Source organism: Croceicoccus marinus, from assembly GCF_001661675.2.
Classification (GTDB): Bacteria; Pseudomonadota; Alphaproteobacteria; order Sphingomonadales; family Sphingomonadaceae; genus Croceicoccus; species Croceicoccus marinus.
Genome location: NZ_CP019602.1, coordinates 1,830,014 through 1,846,652 on the forward strand (window position 1 = coordinate 1,830,014; position 16,639 = coordinate 1,846,652).

The following is a 16,639-nucleotide window of genomic DNA, read 5'->3' on the forward strand; positions in this document are numbered from 1 at the left end:
CCCGCTCCTCGGCACACGGCAAGCGCCTGCGGCGGAACGCCTTTCCCCGATCGCGGCCGGGATCCAAACGGCTCACGCTGCATTGCGACACACTGATACACCGGGCGACTTGGCCCGCCCCCGTCCGACCGTGCAATCCCGTCCCATGAGAGAAACACCAGCCATGCCGCGCGCCCATGCGTTCGCCCGCGCCGCCGTCAGCCTGCTTGCCGTCGCGGCCCTGCCCGCCGCTGCCGCGGAGGCAGGGACCGGCGATGCCGATGCCGCCAGCCAGCAGCCCGCCGCGCCGGAAGAGGATGCCGGGACCGCCGACGACATCATTGTTACCGCGCCGCAGGTCAATCGCGGCAGCGTGGACATTCCGCAGGCCCCCGTCGCCGTGCTGGACGAGGACGAGATCCTGAGCATCGGCGCCAGCTCGCTGGTCGAACTGCTGGAAGAGCTTGCCCCGCAGACCGGATCGGGCCGGGGGCGCGGATCGGGCGGGCGGCCCGCGATCCTGGTCAACGGGCAGCGCGTGTCGGGCTTTCGCGAACTCCGCAACTATCCGCCCGAGGCGCTGGCCCGCGTCGAGGTCCTGCCCGAGGAAGCAGCCATCCGCTTCGGCTTTCGCCCCGATCAGCGCGTGATCAACTTCATCCTGAAGGAGCGATATGCGTCCAAGGGGATCGAACTGGAATATGGCGTGCCGGGCGGCGGCGGCTATCACACCAGCGAGATCGAGGCCTCGGTCCTTTCGATCAACGGACCTAATCGGCTGAACCTCGCGGTGGAGGCGGAGGACAGTTCGCTGCTGACCGAGGGGGAGCGCGGCGTATCGTCCTATGGCTTCGATCCGGTGTTCGGCGACCTGAACCCCGCCGATTACCGTTCGCTGGTCGCCGATACGCGCGACCTGACGCTGAACGGCGCGTGGACGCGCGGCTTCGGCGAAAACGGGACCGGCGGATCGCTGACCGTCAACGGCACGATCACGCGCAGCGATTCGCTGTCGCTGAACGGCCCGGACACCGCCCTGCTGACCGACGCCAGCGGCGGGGCGGCGCAGCGCACGCTGCTGTCCGAGGCGCTGGGTCGCGGCGCGCGGGTGCGCGACAGCCGCTCTGCCGGGTTCGAACTGGGCACGACCTATAACAAGGGAGTCGGCGACTGGGACCTGACGGTGACGGGCCGCTGGGTGCATGACGATACGGTCTCGCGCAGCACGGCAGCCACCGATGTATCGGCGCTGCAGGCGGCGGTGCTGGCGGGTCAGGTGGGGATCGGCGCGCCGGTCGATGACCTGCTCGCCTTCGTGCCGGACCAGCGGTCCAACGCCAGCTTCTCGAACACCGAGGATGCGACATCGCTGGCCACGCTGACCGGCAGGCCGCTGTGGCTGCCCGCGGGGCAGATGGCGGTGACCTTGCAGGCAGGGTTCGACTGGTCGAACATCGACAGCCGCAGCAGCGACAATCCGGGCCTTGCCACCGACCTGACGCGCGGCGACGCCAATGCGGGATTCACGCTGGGCGTTCCGCTCACCAGCCGCCGGGACAATGTGCTGGCCGCGGTGGGCGACATCACGCTCGACCTGTCGGGCGGGTTCAATCGGCTGTCGGATTTCGGCACGCTCTATAACTGGAGCGCGGGGCTGAACTGGTCGCCGCTGGACGATCTGAACCTGCAGGTCAGCCATATCTACACCGAGCGGGCGCCCAGCCTGACGCAGCTTGGCGCGCCTTTGCTGGTCACCAGCGGGGTGACGATCTTCGACATCGCGACCGGGCAGACCGTGCTGGTCGACCTGGTCACCGGCGGCAATCCCGACCTGGTGGCCGAAAAGCAGCGAGACTGGAAGATCGGCGCGACCTATGACCTGCCGTTCCTGCGCCGGTCGAACCTGATCGTCGAATATTACGACGAAAGCTCGACCGACGTGTCGAGCGGATTTCCGGCGCTCACCCCCTCGATCGAGAATGCCTTTCCCGGCCGCGTGCTGCGCGATGCGGACGGCAATCTGGTCGGCATCGACCAGCGGCCCGTGACCTATGCGCAGCAGGACGGGCGGCGGCTGCGCTATGGCATCGACATCTCGGACCGGATCTCCGCCGGCGAGGATGGAGAAGAGCGCGGGCGCGGCGGCGGCGCTCCGGGCTTTGCGCCCGGGGGACGCGGCGGCGGGCATTGGGGGCTGGCGCTCTACCACACGGTGCGGTTCGAACAGACCGTGCGGATCGCGGATGGCACCCCCGTGCTGGACCTATTGGAGGGCGAATCCCTGACAGCCACCCCCGTCGCCCGGCACGAGCTGGAGCTTTCGGGCCGCGTCTTCTACAAGGGTTTCGGCGCGCGGCTGTCGGGCGATTACCTGGGCGGGGCGAGCATCGCGAACACCGGCGGATCGGGCAGCAGCCTAGGCTTTGCACCCATCGCCACCTTCGACCTGCGCCTGTTCGCCGACCTGGAACAGCAGGAAGCGCTGATCGAGGCGGTGCCCTTCTTCAAGGGCAGCCGCGTATCGCTTTCCGTCGATAACATTTTCGATGCGCAGCAGCGCGTGACTGATGCGGACGGCACCGTACCGGTCAATTAACTGCCCGATTTCATCGATCCCGCAGGCCGCTTTTTCGAGATCGAGTTTCGCAAGCGGTTCTGACCTCCCGCACCGCCGAGCCTGCCGCGAGATGCGCGCCCCAACGCGTGCTTTGCTTTTGCGGCGGGCTTCCATTATAGGCCACCGGGAACGCCCCGGCCGTGTCCGCGCCCCGTGCCCACGGGGCCGGTCAGACCGGGGCTTGGTGTTTTCCGCCCCCCGCCCCATATCCGGCGGATCACGGGCACAGCCTGGAAAGCGAAGTCACGATGTCGCGTCGCCGTCAGATCTACGAAGGCAAGGCCAAGATCCTTTACGAAGGCCCCGAACCGGGCACGATCATCCAGTATTTCAAGGATGACGCCACCGCGTTCAACGCCCAGAAAAAGGGCACGATCAACGGCAAGGGCGTGATCAACAACCGCATCAGCGAGTTCGTGTTCACCCGCCTGTCGCATATCGGCATCCCGACCCATTTCATCCGCCGCCTGAACATGCGCGAGCAGTTGGTCCGCCAAGTCGACATCATCCCGATCGAGGTGGTGGTGCGCAATGTCGCGGCGGGGTCGATCTCGAAGCGGCTGGGCCTGGAAGAGGGCGAGCCGCTGCCGCACACGCTGCTGGAATATTACTACAAGGACGATGCGCTGGGCGATCCGCTGATCGCCGAAGAGCATATCGCCTGCTTCGGCTGGGCCTCGAACGAGGAGATGCAGGACATCTCGTCCATGGCGATCCGCATCAACGATTTCATGTGCGGGATGTTCGCGGCGGTCGGCATCCGGCTGGTCGATTTCAAGCTGGAATTCGGCCGGCTGTGGGACGGCGATTACAGCCGCGTGATCCTGGCGGACGAGATCAGCCCCGACGGCTGCCGCCTGTGGGACATGACCACGGGCGAAAAGCTGGACAAGGACCGCTTCCGCCGCGACCTGGGCGGCGAGGAAGACGCCTATCAGGAAGTCGCCCGCAGGCTGGGCGTATTGCAGGACGACGGGCCGAGCGAGGTGTTCGATATCAACCATCATCGCAAGCTGCGGGGAAAGAAATAAGGGCCGCAGTTTTATAACGTGATGGGAAGAGGATTTCAGGAACGGACCGCCGCATCGCGCGGCAGGATGGTGAGTCGCCGGGCGGCCCGGATTGGCTGACCGATCGGGCCTGCGTCGGCGGATTGAGCGTCCTGCGTTCGGCGTGCTGCCGCTAACGCTACTGGGGGCGGCACTGGGCGGATGCGCCGCGCCCCTGGCGTCCGTCACATCGCCGGTCGTCCCTTCCGCGGATGCGCGGCAGGACCCGGCGATACAAGTCAACCGCAGCGGCTATCCCCTGCCCGAAGCGGCTTTGGCGCAAAGCGATCTCGAACCCGACACTGCGATCCGCTGGGGCCGCCTGCCCAACGGGCTGTTCTGGGCATTCCGCCCCAATGCCACCCCCGCCGACACCGCCGAGATCCGCCTGGCCTTCGACGCCGGATCGCTGGACGAGGCGGACGCGCAGCGCGGCTTTGCCCATTATGTCGAGCACATGGCCTTCAACGGCTCCACCAATGTCGAGGAAGGCGAGATGATCGCCCTGCTCGAGCGTGAGGGGCTGGCATTCGGGGCGGACACCAATGCTTCGACCGGGTTCGAGCATACGATCTACCAGCTGCGCCTGCCGCGCACCGATCCAGCGCTGCTGGATACCTCGCTGATGCTGATGCGCGAGATCGCGAGCGAGCTGGATTTCGACCCCGCGGCAGTCGAACGCGAACGCGGCGTGCTGCTGGCGGAGCGGCGCGACCGGGCCAACTACCAGCTTGAGGAAGCGCTCGACCGCTACCGGTTCGAGACGCCCGATGCCCGCTATGTCGATCGCTGGGCGGGCGGGACGCAGGAGACGCTGCGCGGCGCCGACGCTGCGGATCTGCGCGCCTTCTGGGCCTCTCACTACCGGCCGGAGAATGCCGCGCTGATCGTGGTCGGCGACCTTGACCCCGATGCGGTCGAGGCTGCCATCACCGCGCATTTCGCAGACTGGCAAAGCGATGCGCCGCCCCCTGCCCCCCGCGATTACGGCGATGTGGATTTCACCCGTCCGGCAGCCGAGGAAATCCACCTCCACCCCGCCTTGTCCGAGCGTTTTACCGCCTTTGCCCTCGCCCCCGCGCAGACGCCGCTCGACACGGCGGAGGAGCGGCGTGCGACCGTGCTGCGGCAGATCGGCTATGACGCGGTGAACCGGCGGCTGACGCGGCTGGCAAGGCAGGCGGGCGCGCCCTTCAAGTCGGCGGGCTTCGGTTCGGGCAATGTGTTTCGCGATGCGCGGGTGACGCGGCTGATCGTCGACAGCGTCGACGGCAAGTGGCAGGCCGGGCTGCAGGCCGCGGTGGCCGAATATCGCGGCGCGCTGGAACGCGGCTTTTCCGAAGCCGAGATCGCCGAGCAGCTTGCCGAGCTGGACGAGAGATACGAGGCGGCCATGGTCGGCGAGCCGACGCGCACCAACGACTTCATGGTCGATCGCATCCTGCGCTGGGTCGGCGAAGGCCGCGTGCCGACGACCGGGCCGGAAGCCGCCGAACGCTATTTCGCGATGCGCGCCGAGATTACCCCCGACGCTGTGCTGGCCGCGCTGCGCGAGGAAGCCGTGCCGCTGGACGAGGACGCCCATCTGCGCTTTCGCGGACGCAGCGCACCCGAAGGCGGCGAACAGGCGCTGCGCCGCGCATGGACCGAGGCGATGGAAGCCCCGCTTGCCGACGAGGCGGTGATCGAGACGCAGCCGTTCGCCTACACCGATTTCGGCACGCCCGGCACCGTCGTCCTCGACACGCGCGAGCCGGTGTTCGACGTGCGCACGGTGCGTTTTGCCAATAATGTCCGGCTGAATGTCAAGCATACCGACTTGGCGCGCAACCAGGTGCTTGTGCGCATGACGATCCCGGGCGGAAAGCTGCTGGAAACGCGCGAGCGGCCCAACGCGGTCGAACTGGCATCGCGCATTCCCGCCAGCGGGCTGGGCGAGCATGAGGCGGACCAGCTTGCGTCGATCCTGGCGGGCAAGCGCGTCGGCTTCGACCTCGGCGCGTCGAGCGATGCGCTGATCTCGTCCGGTTCGACGCGGGCCGAGGATCTGGAACTGCAATTGCAGCTGATGGCCGCGCTGATCAACGATCCGGGCTGGCGGACCGAGCCGGTGACCCGCTTTCGCAATGCGCTGCCCGATTATTTCGCGCGGCTGCGCGCCACGCCGGGGTCTGCGCTGGCAAGCGGGCGCGGCGCGGTGATCAGCGACAACGATCCGCGCTTTTCGCAGCAGCAGATCGACGCCTATCGCGCGCTCGATTTCGACCAGCTGCGCGCCGCCATCGGCCCCAGCCTGGCCAGCGGCCCGATCGAGATCGCCATTGTCGGCGACGTGGACGAGGACCGGGCGATCGAGCTGGTGGGCCGGACCCTGGGCGCGCTGCCCAGGCGCGAGGAGGATTACACCCCCGCCCCTGCCGCGCTGCAGCGGCAATTCACCGACCGGCGCGGCGCGGTGGTGCTGCGGCATGAGGGCGAGCCGACGCAGTCGCTGGTCGAGCTGATCTGGCCGACCACCGACGACAGCGATCCGGACCGGGAAATCCGCATGGAACTGCTGGAGCGCGTCGCCCGCATCGCCGTGACCGAGGAACTGCGCGAGCGGCTGGGCCAGGCCTATTCGCCGCAGGTCAGCAATGCGATGAGCAAGATCTGGCCCGATTGGGGCATGTTCTCGATCAGGGCACAGGTCGAACTGGCGCAGCTGCCCGCCGCACGCGCCGCGCTGGCCGCCACGATCGAATCGCTGCGCAGCGAACCCATCCCCGCCGACATGGTCGAGCGGGCGCGCGCGCCGCTGGTGGCGGCCTATGACAATCTGCTGAAATCCAATTCGGGCTGGCTGGCGGTCGCCGACCGCGCGCAGAGCGAAAGCGGCAGGCTGGAGCGACTCGCCCGCGCGCAGGACCGCGCCCGCGCCGTCACGGCAGAGCAATTGCAGGCCGAGGCGCACCAATGGCTCGCCCCGGACCGTGCGCTGGAGTTTCTGGTCGTGCCCGAGGGAGCGCCTTCCCCCGTTCCGTGACCCGATCGCGCCACAGCATGCTTGCACCGGCGCGCTTCTGGCCATAGGGGCTGCGGCAGGCTGAACCCCGTAATTTTGCAAGAAGGTCACCGATCATGAAGGTGCAGGTCCATGTTTCGCTGAAACCCGGCGTGCTCGATCCGCAGGGCCGCGCGATCCATCACGCGCTCGAAGGACTGGGCTTTGACGGCGTGACCGACGTGCGCGTCGGGCGCGAGATCGCGCTGGAAGTCGCCGACGACACCAGCGACGAGGCGCTGGACGAAATGTGCTACAAGCTGCTGGCCAACACGGTGATCGAGAATTACCGCGTCGAGAAGCTTTCCTGACGAATAATGAGCTGACCAAGGACACCTGACCGATGGCTTTTACCGCTGGCGTCATCACCTTCCCCGGTTCCAACTGCGACCGCGACATGGCCGTCGCGCTCGAGAAGGTCTCGGGCAAGGCGCCTTTGCGCATCTGGCACGGCGATGCCGAATTGCCTGGCAACATCGATTTCATCGCGGTGCCGGGCGGGTTTTCCTATGGCGATTATTTGCGTTCGGGCGCGATGGCGGCGAACAGCCCGGTCATGCGGTCGGTCGTGGCTGCGGCGGAGCGCGGCGTGCCGGTGCTGGGCGTGTGCAACGGCTTCCAGGTGCTGACCGAGGCGCGGTTGCTCCCCGGCGCGCTGATGCGCAATGCGGGCATCCGCTTCGTCTGCCGCACCGTGCCGCTGGTGGTGGAGAACGCGTCGAGCCTGTTCACGCAGGGCTATGAGAAGGGCGATACGATCCAGATCCCCGTCGCCCATCACGACGGCAATTATTTCGCGGACGAGGATGTGCTGAACCGGCTGGAAGGCGAAGGCCGCATCGCGTTCCGCTATGGCGAGCCGGTCAACGGGTCGGCCTGCCAGATCGCGGGCGTGCTGAACGAGCGGGGCAATGTGCTGGGCATGATGCCCCACCCCGAACGCGCGATCGAGCCCGAGCAGGGCAGCAGCGACGGCCGCGCGCTGTTCCAGTCGGTGTTCGAATCGCTGGCGGTCGCCTGATTTCCTTGTCGGCGGCCCAGGAGGGTCGCCGTCAGGGGGCGGTCGGATCCGCGCATTGGCTTGCCCGGCGATCTGCGTCATATAGGATGCAGACACCAATGAAGAGGGAGAACGCCATGCACAGATTTGCCAGCATTGCCGCCATCGCCGCTTTCGCGCTCGCCGGGTGCGAGGCTGCCGAGGAGCCCGTCGCCCCCGCGGCGGAAGAGGAAAGCCTGACGCCTGCCGAGACGTCGATGATGGCTCCTGACGGATTGCCGCTCTACGGCGTGTTCGAGGTCAGCGAAGTCGGCGGCGACGCCAGGTTGATGCGCAACGTCAAGGAAGACGGCACGCTGGTCAACGTGGTGGCCGGTGAAGGTACGGTGCCCGGCACATGGACCATGGAAGACGGCAATTTCTGCGTCACCATGGAAGGCGAAGCGGACGCCACCTGTTACTCCAATGCAATGACGGATGGCAGCTGGATCGCCACCAACGTCGCCAATCCGGACGAGGCCTGGACGGTCAACCGCGTGATGGGTTCCGAAGTGCTCGCCGACGGCTGATGCGCGCGGCCCCGCTTTTCCTTGCGCTGGCCTTCCCGGCACTTGCGCTTGCCGCCTGCTCGGAAGATCGGCGCGAGGAAGCGGCGGAGGGGCCTGCGCGGGCGGCGGTCTATCCCGCTGCCGATGGCGGCGCGGCGACCGGGCGGTTCGAGATCAGCTCGGCCGACAGCGGCGCTGTGATCGTGCAGGAAGTGCTGCCGGATGGCAGCTATCGCAACCTGATGGACGGGGAATTGGTGGAAACCGGCACCTGGGCCACGCCCGAACCGGGTGTGTTCTGCACCACCAGCAGCAACGGCAGGACATCCTGCGACGAGGAAAGCCTTGCCCCTGACGGCACCTGGATTTCCGTCAATGTCGAGGATCCCGCCGTGCGCTGGATCATCCGGCGGCTTGAGGAAACGTCGGGGCCGCCCGCCGCCTGAAGCGCCTTACCGGACGGGCCGTTACCAGACCGGACCGGCGCTCGCCTTCTCGGCAGCGTCGGCCAGCATGTCGAGCGCGCTTTCGATGTCGGGCGCGACCAGCAATTGCGCGCGGCGTTCCCTGCTCATGAAGCCTTCGTCCTGCACCGTGTCGCAGAACTGCGCGAAACCCTGCCAGTAGTTGTTGATGTCGAGCAGGCAGAACGGCTTGGCGTGATAGCCCAGCGCGTTCCACGTCCACGCCTCCATCAGCTCGTCCAGCGTGCCGATGCCGCCCGGCAGGCAGACGAATGCATCGGCCAGCTGAGTCATCCTGGCCTTGCGCTGGTGCATGTCGGCGACCCGGTGCAGTTCGGTCAGGCCAAGATGCGCGACCTCGTGGCTGTGCAGCGCATCGGGGATCACGCCATAGGCCTTGCCGCCCGCTTCCAGCACGGTGTCGGCAATGATGCCCATCAGGCCCAACCGGCCGCCGCCATAGACCAGGTCGATGCCGCGCTTCGCCATTGCCAGGCCCAGATCGCGCGTGGCGGCGGCATAGACCGGGTTCTGGCCCATGCCCGATCCGCAATAGACGGCCAGGGATTTCAGTGCGGCCACGATCAAAGCTCCATTTTCTTGAGAGGGCGGGCGCCGACATGGCCCAGCACCGCGGCGGCATTGCGCGCGCCGGTGTCGAGGCATTGCACTACATCGCGCCCGGCGATCAGCGCGGCCAGGAAACCGGCGGCGAACTGGTCGCCCGCGCCGGTGGTGTCTACGATCGCATCGGGCCTTGCGGCGGGGCGGGCGATCAGTTCGCCCTGCGACATCGCCACCGCCCCGGCCGCTCCGCGCGTGATCACGGGCAGCGGGCAGATGTCCGACAGGAAGCGCATCGCGCCATCGAAATCGTCGATGCCCGACATCAGTCTCGCCTCGTACTCATTGGCGAACAGCACGTCGACCCCGCCGTCGCGCACCAGTTGCACGATGGAATCGCGCCGGCCCGGCAGGGCGATGGAATCGGACAGGGTGAAGGCGATGCGCCGCCCCTCGCCCCGTGCGATCTCGATCGCGCGGCGCATCGCGGCGCGCGGCGCGGTGGGGCCCCACAGGTAACCTTCGAGGAACAATGTGTCGCAGCCGCGGATAGCATCCTCGTCCAGCGCGTCGGCGGTCAGGCAATGGCTCGCCGCGGGCGAGGTCTGCATGGTGCGCTCGCCATCGGGGGTGACCAGGATGAAGCACCGGCCCGTCGGCGCGCTGTCATGCGCGGGCGTGTCGAACGCGATGTCCAGATCGGTCATGTGCCGCTTGAACAGGCGCCCCAGCCGGTCGCCCCCAGTCAGCCCGATGAAGCGGCAGCGCGCGCCCAGCGCCGCTGCGCCGGCCAGGCTGTTCGCCGCCGAACCGCCGGGCACTTCCTCGACCGCGCCGCTGTCTGCCATCGCGCGGGCCAGCGTCTCCGCCTCGCCATCGGCCAGCAGGCGCATCGTGCCCTTGGGCACGCCGCATTCGACCAGGAAATCCTCGCCGCGCTGGGCAAGCACGTCGACGATCGCGTCGCCGAGCGCTACGATCTGGGCCGGGTCGCGGTTCATAGGGGGAATTTGCGCTGGATCATGGATTGCCCGCGCCGTTAGCGGCAAGCGGTCACGCCGGTCAATCGCCATGCGATGGAAGAGCGCCGGGGCCGTTTGGCATTAAATCGAGAAAAGCGATCAGAGAAACATGGACAAAACGCGAAACCCGATTTGTGCGGGCGCGTTGAGTACCCATATCCGCCCCCTAACACAAACGACACTGGACCAGGAGAAACGATCACATGGGTGACAATGCGAAAAAAGCGCTGATCGACGGGCTCAACGGGCTGCTGGCCGATCATCTGGCTCTCTACATGAAGACCAAGAATTTCCACTGGCACGTCACGGGCCCGCAATTCCGCGAACTTCACCTGATGTTCGACGATCACGCGCAGGAGATTTTCGGCAATGTCGACATCATCGCCGAGCGCGTGCGCAAGATCGACGGCAAGACGCTGACCTCCATCGGTTCGATCATGGAAAAGACCAAGGTCGAGGACCAGTCGTCGGCCGATCTGGAAGCGATGGACATGGTCGCTCAGCTGCGCGACGACAACGCGCAGATGGTCAAGACCCTGAAGGAGCTGAAGGAGCTGGCCGAGGAAGCTGGCGACAATGCGACGGACGGACTGATCGACGAATGGACCGACCAGGCCGAGGAACGCACGTGGTTCCTCGCCGCCACGCTGGGCTGATCCGGCAATCTGCGCGACGGGGCTGGCGTCAGAGCGTACCGCTCGCCGTCAGTCCCACGCCGTTGCGACGCTGCTGGAATCCCATCTCGATCAACGGTGCCGCCAGTTCGGGCGGCAGCCCGACCAGCGACATGACCGCGTTCCACTGACCATCGGGCGCAATCCGGAAATCGACGCGTTCCGCGCCCGATGGGCCGGTCATCGGCACCACCAAGGCACCCTCCTCGCAGCGCGCTTCGCCCGCCAGCACGGTTTCAGCGTTCATCATCGCGCCCATCGCGGGCACGACCAGCCCCAGCGTGCCCGATGCCGAGACGCATGACCCGTCCTCCATCTGCGCCGAGAAGCCGTTCAGCGTCAGCGTGCGAACCGGTAGCGGCGCCATCATTCCGCCAAGCGGCACTTCTCCGCTGGCATCGACGATCGCCAGATCGCCGCCGCTGCCCCGCACACGCGCGCTGAATGGGCGCGCGCCGAGGAAATCGGGGCGCTCAAGCGCGAATTGCGCGCGGCCGATCAGCATCGGCAGCGGCATCAGGTCGACTTCCATCAACCCCAGCGGCAATTGCCCCAGCTGCAGTTCGCCGACCATTCCGTCCCAGGCGATCCCCTCCACCGCCTGTGCTTTCAGCGTGCGGCCCGCGGGATCGGCCCAGCCCAGCACCAGCCGCAGCGGCAGCATGGCAAGCAGCGCGGCGATCGCCGCCACCAGCAGCACGAGCTTCGTGGTGCGCGTCAGGCGATTGTCGCGAACGAAGATCCATCGCCCGATCATGGCATCCCCCTGCGAAGCGAAGCGCTGAGCGACACCGAGCCGTCGGCGGCGGGCGTGATCGTCACCTGCTCTGCCGCGATGCCCTGCGCCGCCAGCGCCTCGAGCAGCGCCAAAGCGGCGCCCGGAGCGGCGGTCGCGACGCTGATCTGCGCGGCATCGTTGCCGCGCGCGGTATTGGCCTGCAGGACCAGCCCCTGCGCATCGGCGATGGCGGCCACGGCCTGCGACACCGGGCCCGTGCCGGTTGGCGCGGCGGCGGGCGCATTATCCAGCGCATCGAGCCGCGCCAGCACGCGCGTCGACGCGAACACGGCCTCGCGGTGGCGCACATGCGCCGCGTCATGCGCCGCGCCCAGCGGCAGCACCACGCCATAGATCCCGATCACCAGCACCGCGAGCACACCTGCGATGCCCACCAGCCAGCGCTCTCGCCCCGACAGCCCCGCGAACCAGTCGCGCAAGGGTTGCAGCGCCGCGGTCATGGCGCGCGCACCGTGATGTCGACCACGGTCGCGCCGGTCGCGTCGGGCGCGATCTCGGGCGGGACGGTCACTTCCCAGCCATCGGCCTGCAGGGCGATCAGCATGCTGTTGATATCCTCCACGCGCGGCGCGGCGGCGCGGATCGCCAGCGTGCCGTCCCCCTGCCAGCCAAGCGAGCGCAATTGCAGCGAGGGCAGCGGCTGCATCGCGGCGAACACGGCGGGGGCCACCGCCTCGAAACTTGCGCCGCCCGCCCCGCGCCGCAGCAGTTCGGCATTCACCTGCGCCTCGGCGCTGGCGAGATCGGTGACGGCGGGGAAGCGCTGCTGCGCGGCGAGCAGCGCCTCGTCCTCAAGCGCAGTGCTGTCGAGTTCGAGGCGGATGATCTCCACCACCAGGATCAGGAAACCCAGCAGGGCGAGCACCGCCGCCATGCGCGCCAGGCCCGCCCAGTCGGGCAGGCGGAAGAACGACACGCGCGGGCGGGCATAGGCCCCCTGCCTCAGGTCGAGCGGCGGCTGCCGCCAGATCGCCGCCAACCGGTCGGCCAGCAAGTCGGGACCGATGTCGACACGCGGCGCATCGCCGGCCAGAGCATCCACCATCTCGGCCTCTCCCGCGAAGGCCGCTTCGGCGGATCGGGCCAGCGACTGGCCGCCGATCTCGCCCAGCGCGACCTCGCCCGGCGCAGGCGCAGGCAGGGCGAGCACGGCAGGCACCAGCGCATCGGCGTCGAGACCCGCCGTGGCCAGTTCTGCCAGCCACAGATCCATGTCCGACTGAGCGGCGCGGCAGGTAAGGATGCGGTCGCCCTCTGCCGCCGCGGCGACATGGGCGGGCCGGTCCGAGGCGAGGCCCGCTGGCGCAAGCCGGGCCGCGGCCACCGCCTGCGCGGCAGGCATGTCGCCGCGCGGGGCGAAACGGACGGGCGCGCTGACCGCGGGGACCAGCGCCACCACGCGCGAATGCTCTGCGTCGCCCCACGGGGCATCGGCGCCGGGGGTGTGGCGATGCTCGCTTTCGAGCCCGTCGGCAGTGACACGCCACCAGCGCCACGCGTCGCGCGGCTGCTCGCCCAGCAGGACGATCAGGCCCGCGGCGGAGTCCGCCTCATCGGGCTCGGGAAGGCTGGGAGTGAAACGCGCCATCGGTCGGCCTAGCCGATGATGTCCGCATTCTCGCCGTCGCCGCCGGGCTGTCCGTCGGCCCCCAGCGAATAGACGTCGAAGGGTTTCCCGTTCGTGCCGGGCACACGGTACTGGTACGGGCGGCCCCACGGATCGGTGGGCAGTTCCCTGATATAGCCGCCCGAACGGTAGTTCTGCGGCATCATCAGGTCGGCGGGCGGCGTCATCAGCGATGTCAGCCCGTCCGACGGGCCGGGATAGGTCGCGGTGTCGAGGCGGTACATTTCCAGCGCCTGGTTCAGCGTGGCGATATCGGCCTCGGCCTTGACCACCATCGCCTTGTCCTGGCTGGGCAGCACGTTGATGATGACGACGCTGGCCAGCAGGCCGATGATGAACAGCACCACCATCAGCTCGACGAGGGAGAAGCCGTTGCGCTTCCGGTTCTGGCGGCGCTTCTTGGCGCGGTTCCTGAGAATGTCTTCGGGTGTCTTGGTCATGATCTCAAAGTCCGGTCAGTTCCTGCAATTGCAGGATGGGAAGCAGGATGGCGAGGATGATCGTGGCGACCACCGCGCCCATCAGGATGATGATGGCAGGTTCCAGCAGCGCCATGGCGGCGGCGGTGAAGCTGGCGAATTCGCGTTCGAGATACTCGCCCGCGCGTTCGAGCATGGGGCCGAGCTGGCCAGCCGCCTCGCCGCTGGCGGCAAGATAGACGAGCAGCGGCGGAAAGGTCCCCGCCTCGCGCATGGCCGTCGATAGCGAGGTGCCCGCGCGCACCTTCTCGGTAATGACCTCCAGCGCGCGGCGCTGCACCGCGTTGTGCACGGTGCGGCTGGCAAGGCGCAGCCCGTCGACCAGCGGCAGGCGAGCGGCGATCATGGTCGACAGCGTGCGGGCGAGCGCGGCGGCATGCATGTCCCGGATCAGCCGCCCGATGAAAGGCGTCTTCAGCAGCAGCGTATCGAAGCGCAGCTTGAACGGGGGGCTCTTAAGCGCGCGCAGGAAACCCAGGATGCACAGCGCGATGACCAGCAGCAGCACCCACCACCAGGCCGACAGGAATTCCGACAAAGCGATCACGATGCGCGTCAGCAGCGGCAACTGGCGCGAGGCGTTGTCGAACTGTTCGACCACGCGCGGCACGACCGACACCATCAGCCCGGTGACCACCGCCACCGCCACCAGCGACAATATGATCGGATAGGCGAGCGCGGCGATGATCTTGCCGCGGATCTCGGCCTGCGATTCAAGGCTGTCGGCCAAGCGCTCGGCGATGCTGGGCAGGCTGCCCGAATTCTCGCCCGCCGCGATCATTGCGCGGAAGACCGGCGGAAAGCTCGCCTCCTCGCGGCGCAGCGCTTCGGCCAGCGGCTGGCCCTCGACGATGCCGGCGTGGACATTGGTCAGGATCGCGCGCGCCTTGTCCTTTTCGGTCTGGCGGCTGATCGTGCGCAGCGCTTCCTCAAGCGGGCTGACCATCATCAGCGAGGACAATTGCCGGGTGAACAGCGACAATTGCTTGGTCGTCAGCCTGCGGCCCAGCAGCGGCAGGGCGAAACCGCCCGGCTTGGCAGGCGCAGGGCCTGCCAGCTTCTCGTCCACGCGCAGCACGTGCCAGCGGCGCTTCGCCAGCTGTTCGCGCGCGGCGCTGGTGGAGGCGGCATCGACCGCACCGCGCCTTTCGCGCCCCTGCGGATCGACCGCGAGATAGGCGTATTTCGCCATCAGGGCTGCTCGTCTTCGCGGCGTGCGACGCGCGCGGCTTCGGTCGCAGAGGTCACGCCCGCCAGCACCAGACGCCGTGCCGCGCGGGCGAGGCGCTGGCCGCGCCGATTGCCGTCTGCGGTCTTGCCGAAGGCATAGTCGGCGATGCGTTCCTCGTCCGCATTATCGTGGATCATGCGGCGGATCGTGTCGTCGATGCGCACCGCCTCGTACACGCCGATGCGGCCGGTGAAGCCGGTCTCTCCGCATTGCTTGCAGCCGACCGGCTCATGGACGGGCCGGCCGGGCTTGATGCCCAGGATCGCGCCCAGCGCCGGATCGATCTCCGCCTCGCGTTTGCAGTGCGGGCACAGGCGGCGGACCAGGCGCTGCGCGATCACGCCGCGCAGGGTGCTGGCCAGCAGGAAGGGTTCGACCCCCATGTCGCGCATGCGCGTGATCGCGCCGATGCTGTCATTTGTGTGCACGGTGGAGAGCACCAGGTGCCCGGTCAGCGAGGCCTGCACCGCGATATCGGCGGTTTCCTTGTCGCGGATTTCGCCGACCATCACCACATCGGGATCCTGCCGCAGGATCGCGCGCAGCCCGGCGGCGAAGTCCAGCCCGACCTTGGAATTCACCTGCGTTTGCCCCACCCCGTCCACAGCGTATTCCACAGGGTCTTCCACAGTCAGTATATTGCGCTGTCCGTCGTTCAGGCTGCGCAGCCCGGCATAGAGCGAGGTGGTCTTGCCCGAACCGGTCGGGCCGGTGACCAGCACGATGCCATTGGGTTCCTTCAGCGCGCGTTCCAGCACCTCGCGCGCCTTGTCGTCGAGGCCCAGATCGGTGAGCGTCAGCCCCGCATTGTCCTTGTCGAGCAGGCGCAGCACCACGCGCTCGCCCGCGCGGTTCGGCAGGGTGGAAACGCGCACGTCGACCAGTTTGCCGCCCAGCGAAAGCCCGATGCGCCCGTCCTGCGGCACGCGGCGTTCGGCGATGTCGAGGCGGGCCATGACCTTGATGCGGCTGACCAGCACGGGCGCGACATGCGGCGGCATGCGCAATTTCTCGATCAGGACGCCGTCCTCGCGGAAGCGCACAACCAGCGCCTGTTCGTAAGGCTCGATATGGATGTCCGACGCGCCTTCGCGCAGGCCCTGCGCGATCAGCCCGTTGATGAGGCGAATGGCGGGCGCGTCGTCTGCGCTGTCGAGCAGGTCCTCGGCGCTGGGCAGGCCCATCATGTCGGTGTCCGACGAAGCCTCGAACCCCATCGAATCCGCGGCCAGCGACCCCGCATCGCCATAGGTTTCGGCCAGCAGCGCCTCAAAACGCTGCGGCTCCACCCTTTCTACCCGCAGGGGCCGTCCGAAACGGCGGCGCAGGTCGAGCAGCACCAGCGGATCGGCGGAATGCCGCATCGCCAGGCGCTCGCCCTCCTCGTCCTCCACCAGCAGCACGCCATTGTCGCGCGCCTCGGCATAGGTCAGGCCAGCCGCGACCCGCTCCGACACCACGGACTCCCCGGGCGCGAATTCTCCCCCGGCGAACGAGACATCGTCCGTCAGCGAAACCTCTGCGTGGGGATCGGTGGCCATGG

At 67.9% G+C, this 16,639-nt stretch carries 16 protein-coding genes; 8 read left to right on the forward strand and 8 right to left on the reverse strand.

All coding sequences use genetic code 11. From position 1 onward, the window contains the following. Positions 1-145: 145 nt before the first annotated feature. From A9D14_RS08620 to A9D14_RS08650, 7 genes are all read left to right on the forward strand, one after another. Entirely contained in the window at positions 146-2,575 is a 2,430-nt protein-coding gene (locus tag A9D14_RS08620) for a TonB-dependent receptor domain-containing protein (protein WP_157668178.1), read from the forward strand. 269 nt (positions 2,576-2,844) lie between these two features. Continuing rightward, complete coding sequence (gene purC, locus A9D14_RS08625; protein ID WP_066845322.1) at positions 2,845-3,627, forward strand: phosphoribosylaminoimidazolesuccinocarboxamide synthase; 783 nt, start codon at positions 2,845-2,847, stop codon at positions 3,625-3,627. Positions 3,628-3,718: 91 nt separating this feature from the next. Then, on the forward strand, positions 3,719-6,670 hold the full coding sequence (locus A9D14_RS08630; protein ID WP_083987798.1) for a M16 family metallopeptidase: 2,952 nt from the start codon (positions 3,719-3,721) through the stop codon (positions 6,668-6,670). A 95-nt stretch (positions 6,671-6,765) separates the two neighbouring features. Further along, positions 6,766-6,999: a phosphoribosylformylglycinamidine synthase subunit PurS gene (gene purS, locus A9D14_RS08635; RefSeq protein ID WP_066845326.1), complete on the forward strand. Its 234-nt coding sequence runs from the start codon at positions 6,766-6,768 to the stop codon at positions 6,997-6,999. 32 nt (positions 7,000-7,031) lie between these two features. After that, on the forward strand, positions 7,032-7,709 hold the full coding sequence (purQ, locus tag A9D14_RS08640; RefSeq protein ID WP_066845329.1) for a phosphoribosylformylglycinamidine synthase subunit PurQ: 678 nt from the start codon (positions 7,032-7,034) through the stop codon (positions 7,707-7,709). Positions 7,710-7,825: 116 nt separating this feature from the next. Then, the gene (locus A9D14_RS08645) at positions 7,826-8,257 is read left to right on the forward strand and encodes a hypothetical protein (protein WP_157668179.1); all 432 of its coding nucleotides are present in this window, start codon (positions 7,826-7,828) and stop codon (positions 8,255-8,257) included. Continuing rightward, a complete protein-coding gene (locus tag A9D14_RS08650; RefSeq protein WP_066845334.1) occupies positions 8,257-8,682 on the forward strand; it encodes a hypothetical protein in 426 nt (141 codons plus the stop codon). Before A9D14_RS08645 ends, A9D14_RS08650 begins: the two co-directional genes overlap by 1 nt. Positions 8,683-8,703: 21 nt before the next feature. On the opposite strand, the gene A9D14_RS08655 is transcribed toward A9D14_RS08650, so the two are convergent. Then, the gene (locus tag A9D14_RS08655) at positions 8,704-9,282 is read right to left on the reverse strand and encodes an LOG family protein (protein WP_332459764.1); all 579 of its coding nucleotides are present in this window, start codon (positions 9,280-9,282) and stop codon (positions 8,704-8,706) included. A 2-nt stretch (positions 9,283-9,284) separates the two neighbouring features. Then, on the reverse strand, positions 9,285-10,265 hold the full coding sequence (locus tag A9D14_RS08660) for an adenosine kinase (RefSeq protein WP_066845337.1): 981 nt from the start codon (positions 10,263-10,265) through the stop codon (positions 9,285-9,287). Positions 10,266-10,489: 224 nt separating this feature from the next. Here A9D14_RS08660 and A9D14_RS08665 point away from each other — a divergent pair, with 224 nt between their 5' ends. Beyond that, a complete protein-coding gene (locus tag A9D14_RS08665) occupies positions 10,490-10,942 on the forward strand; it encodes a Dps family protein (protein WP_066845340.1) in 453 nt (150 codons plus the stop codon). Positions 10,943-10,970: 28 nt separating this feature from the next. On the opposite strand, the gene gspN is transcribed toward A9D14_RS08665, so the two are convergent. Genes gspN through A9D14_RS08695 form a run of 6 tightly spaced genes read right to left on the reverse strand, consistent with a single transcriptional unit; the run spans position 10,971 to position 16,637 of the window. After that, positions 10,971-11,717 carry a type II secretion system protein N gene (gene gspN, locus A9D14_RS08670; protein WP_066845342.1) on the reverse strand — a complete coding sequence of 249 codons (747 nt, stop codon included), beginning with the start codon at positions 11,715-11,717 and terminating at the stop codon, positions 10,971-10,973. Then, positions 11,714-12,199, reverse strand: a complete 486-nt coding sequence (gspM, locus tag A9D14_RS08675; RefSeq protein WP_066845345.1) for a type II secretion system protein GspM — start codon at positions 12,197-12,199, stop codon at positions 11,714-11,716. Before gspM ends, gspN begins: the two co-directional genes overlap by 4 nt. Continuing rightward, complete coding sequence (gene gspL, locus A9D14_RS08680) at positions 12,196-13,347, reverse strand: type II secretion system protein GspL (protein WP_066845348.1); 1,152 nt, start codon at positions 13,345-13,347, stop codon at positions 12,196-12,198. Before gspL ends, gspM begins: the two co-directional genes overlap by 4 nt. Positions 13,348-13,355: 8 nt before the next feature. Further along, positions 13,356-13,826 carry a type II secretion system major pseudopilin GspG gene (gene gspG, locus A9D14_RS08685; RefSeq protein WP_066845351.1) on the reverse strand — a complete coding sequence of 157 codons (471 nt, stop codon included), beginning with the start codon at positions 13,824-13,826 and terminating at the stop codon, positions 13,356-13,358. 4 nt (positions 13,827-13,830) lie between these two features. Next, positions 13,831-15,057 (reverse strand): type II secretion system inner membrane protein GspF, encoded by a 1,227-nt coding sequence (gspF, locus tag A9D14_RS08690; RefSeq protein ID WP_066845355.1) that lies wholly within the window; start codon positions 15,055-15,057, stop codon positions 13,831-13,833. After that, on the reverse strand, positions 15,057-16,637 hold the full coding sequence (locus A9D14_RS08695) for a GspE/PulE family protein (RefSeq protein ID WP_083987800.1): 1,581 nt from the start codon (positions 16,635-16,637) through the stop codon (positions 15,057-15,059). Before A9D14_RS08695 ends, gspF begins: the two co-directional genes overlap by 1 nt. Positions 16,638-16,639 lie beyond the last annotated feature (2 nt).

Bases quoted from the DNA above. Each gene is read 5' to 3' on its own strand.
- purQ (WP_066845329.1), top strand. From the start codon at position 7,032: ATGGCTTTTACCGCTGGCGTCATCACCTTCCCCGGTTCCAACTGCGAC.
- gspM (WP_066845345.1), bottom strand. From the start codon at position 12,199: ATGACCGCGGCGCTGCAACCCTTGCGCGACTGGTTCGCGGGGCTGTCG.
- A9D14_RS08695 (WP_083987800.1), bottom strand. From the start codon at position 16,637: ATGGCCACCGATCCCCACGCAGAGGTTTCGCTGACGGACGATGTCTCG.
- A9D14_RS08620 (WP_157668178.1), top strand. From the start codon at position 146: ATGAGAGAAACACCAGCCATGCCGCGCGCCCATGCGTTCGCCCGCGCC.
- gspL (WP_066845348.1), bottom strand. From the start codon at position 13,347: ATGGCGCGTTTCACTCCCAGCCTTCCCGAGCCCGATGAGGCGGACTCC.
- gspF (WP_066845355.1), bottom strand. From the start codon at position 15,057: ATGGCGAAATACGCCTATCTCGCGGTCGATCCGCAGGGGCGCGAAAGG.
- gspG (WP_066845351.1), bottom strand. From the start codon at position 13,826: ATGACCAAGACACCCGAAGACATTCTCAGGAACCGCGCCAAGAAGCGC.
- A9D14_RS08665 (WP_066845340.1), top strand. From the start codon at position 10,490: ATGGGTGACAATGCGAAAAAAGCGCTGATCGACGGGCTCAACGGGCTG.
- purC (WP_066845322.1), top strand. From the start codon at position 2,845: ATGTCGCGTCGCCGTCAGATCTACGAAGGCAAGGCCAAGATCCTTTAC.
- gspN (WP_066845342.1), bottom strand. From the start codon at position 11,717: ATGATCGGGCGATGGATCTTCGTTCGCGACAATCGCCTGACGCGCACC.
- A9D14_RS08660 (WP_066845337.1), bottom strand. From the start codon at position 10,265: ATGAACCGCGACCCGGCCCAGATCGTAGCGCTCGGCGACGCGATCGTC.
- A9D14_RS08645 (WP_157668179.1), top strand. From the start codon at position 7,826: ATGCACAGATTTGCCAGCATTGCCGCCATCGCCGCTTTCGCGCTCGCC.
- A9D14_RS08650 (WP_066845334.1), top strand. From the start codon at position 8,257: ATGCGCGCGGCCCCGCTTTTCCTTGCGCTGGCCTTCCCGGCACTTGCG.
- purS (WP_066845326.1), top strand. From the start codon at position 6,766: ATGAAGGTGCAGGTCCATGTTTCGCTGAAACCCGGCGTGCTCGATCCG.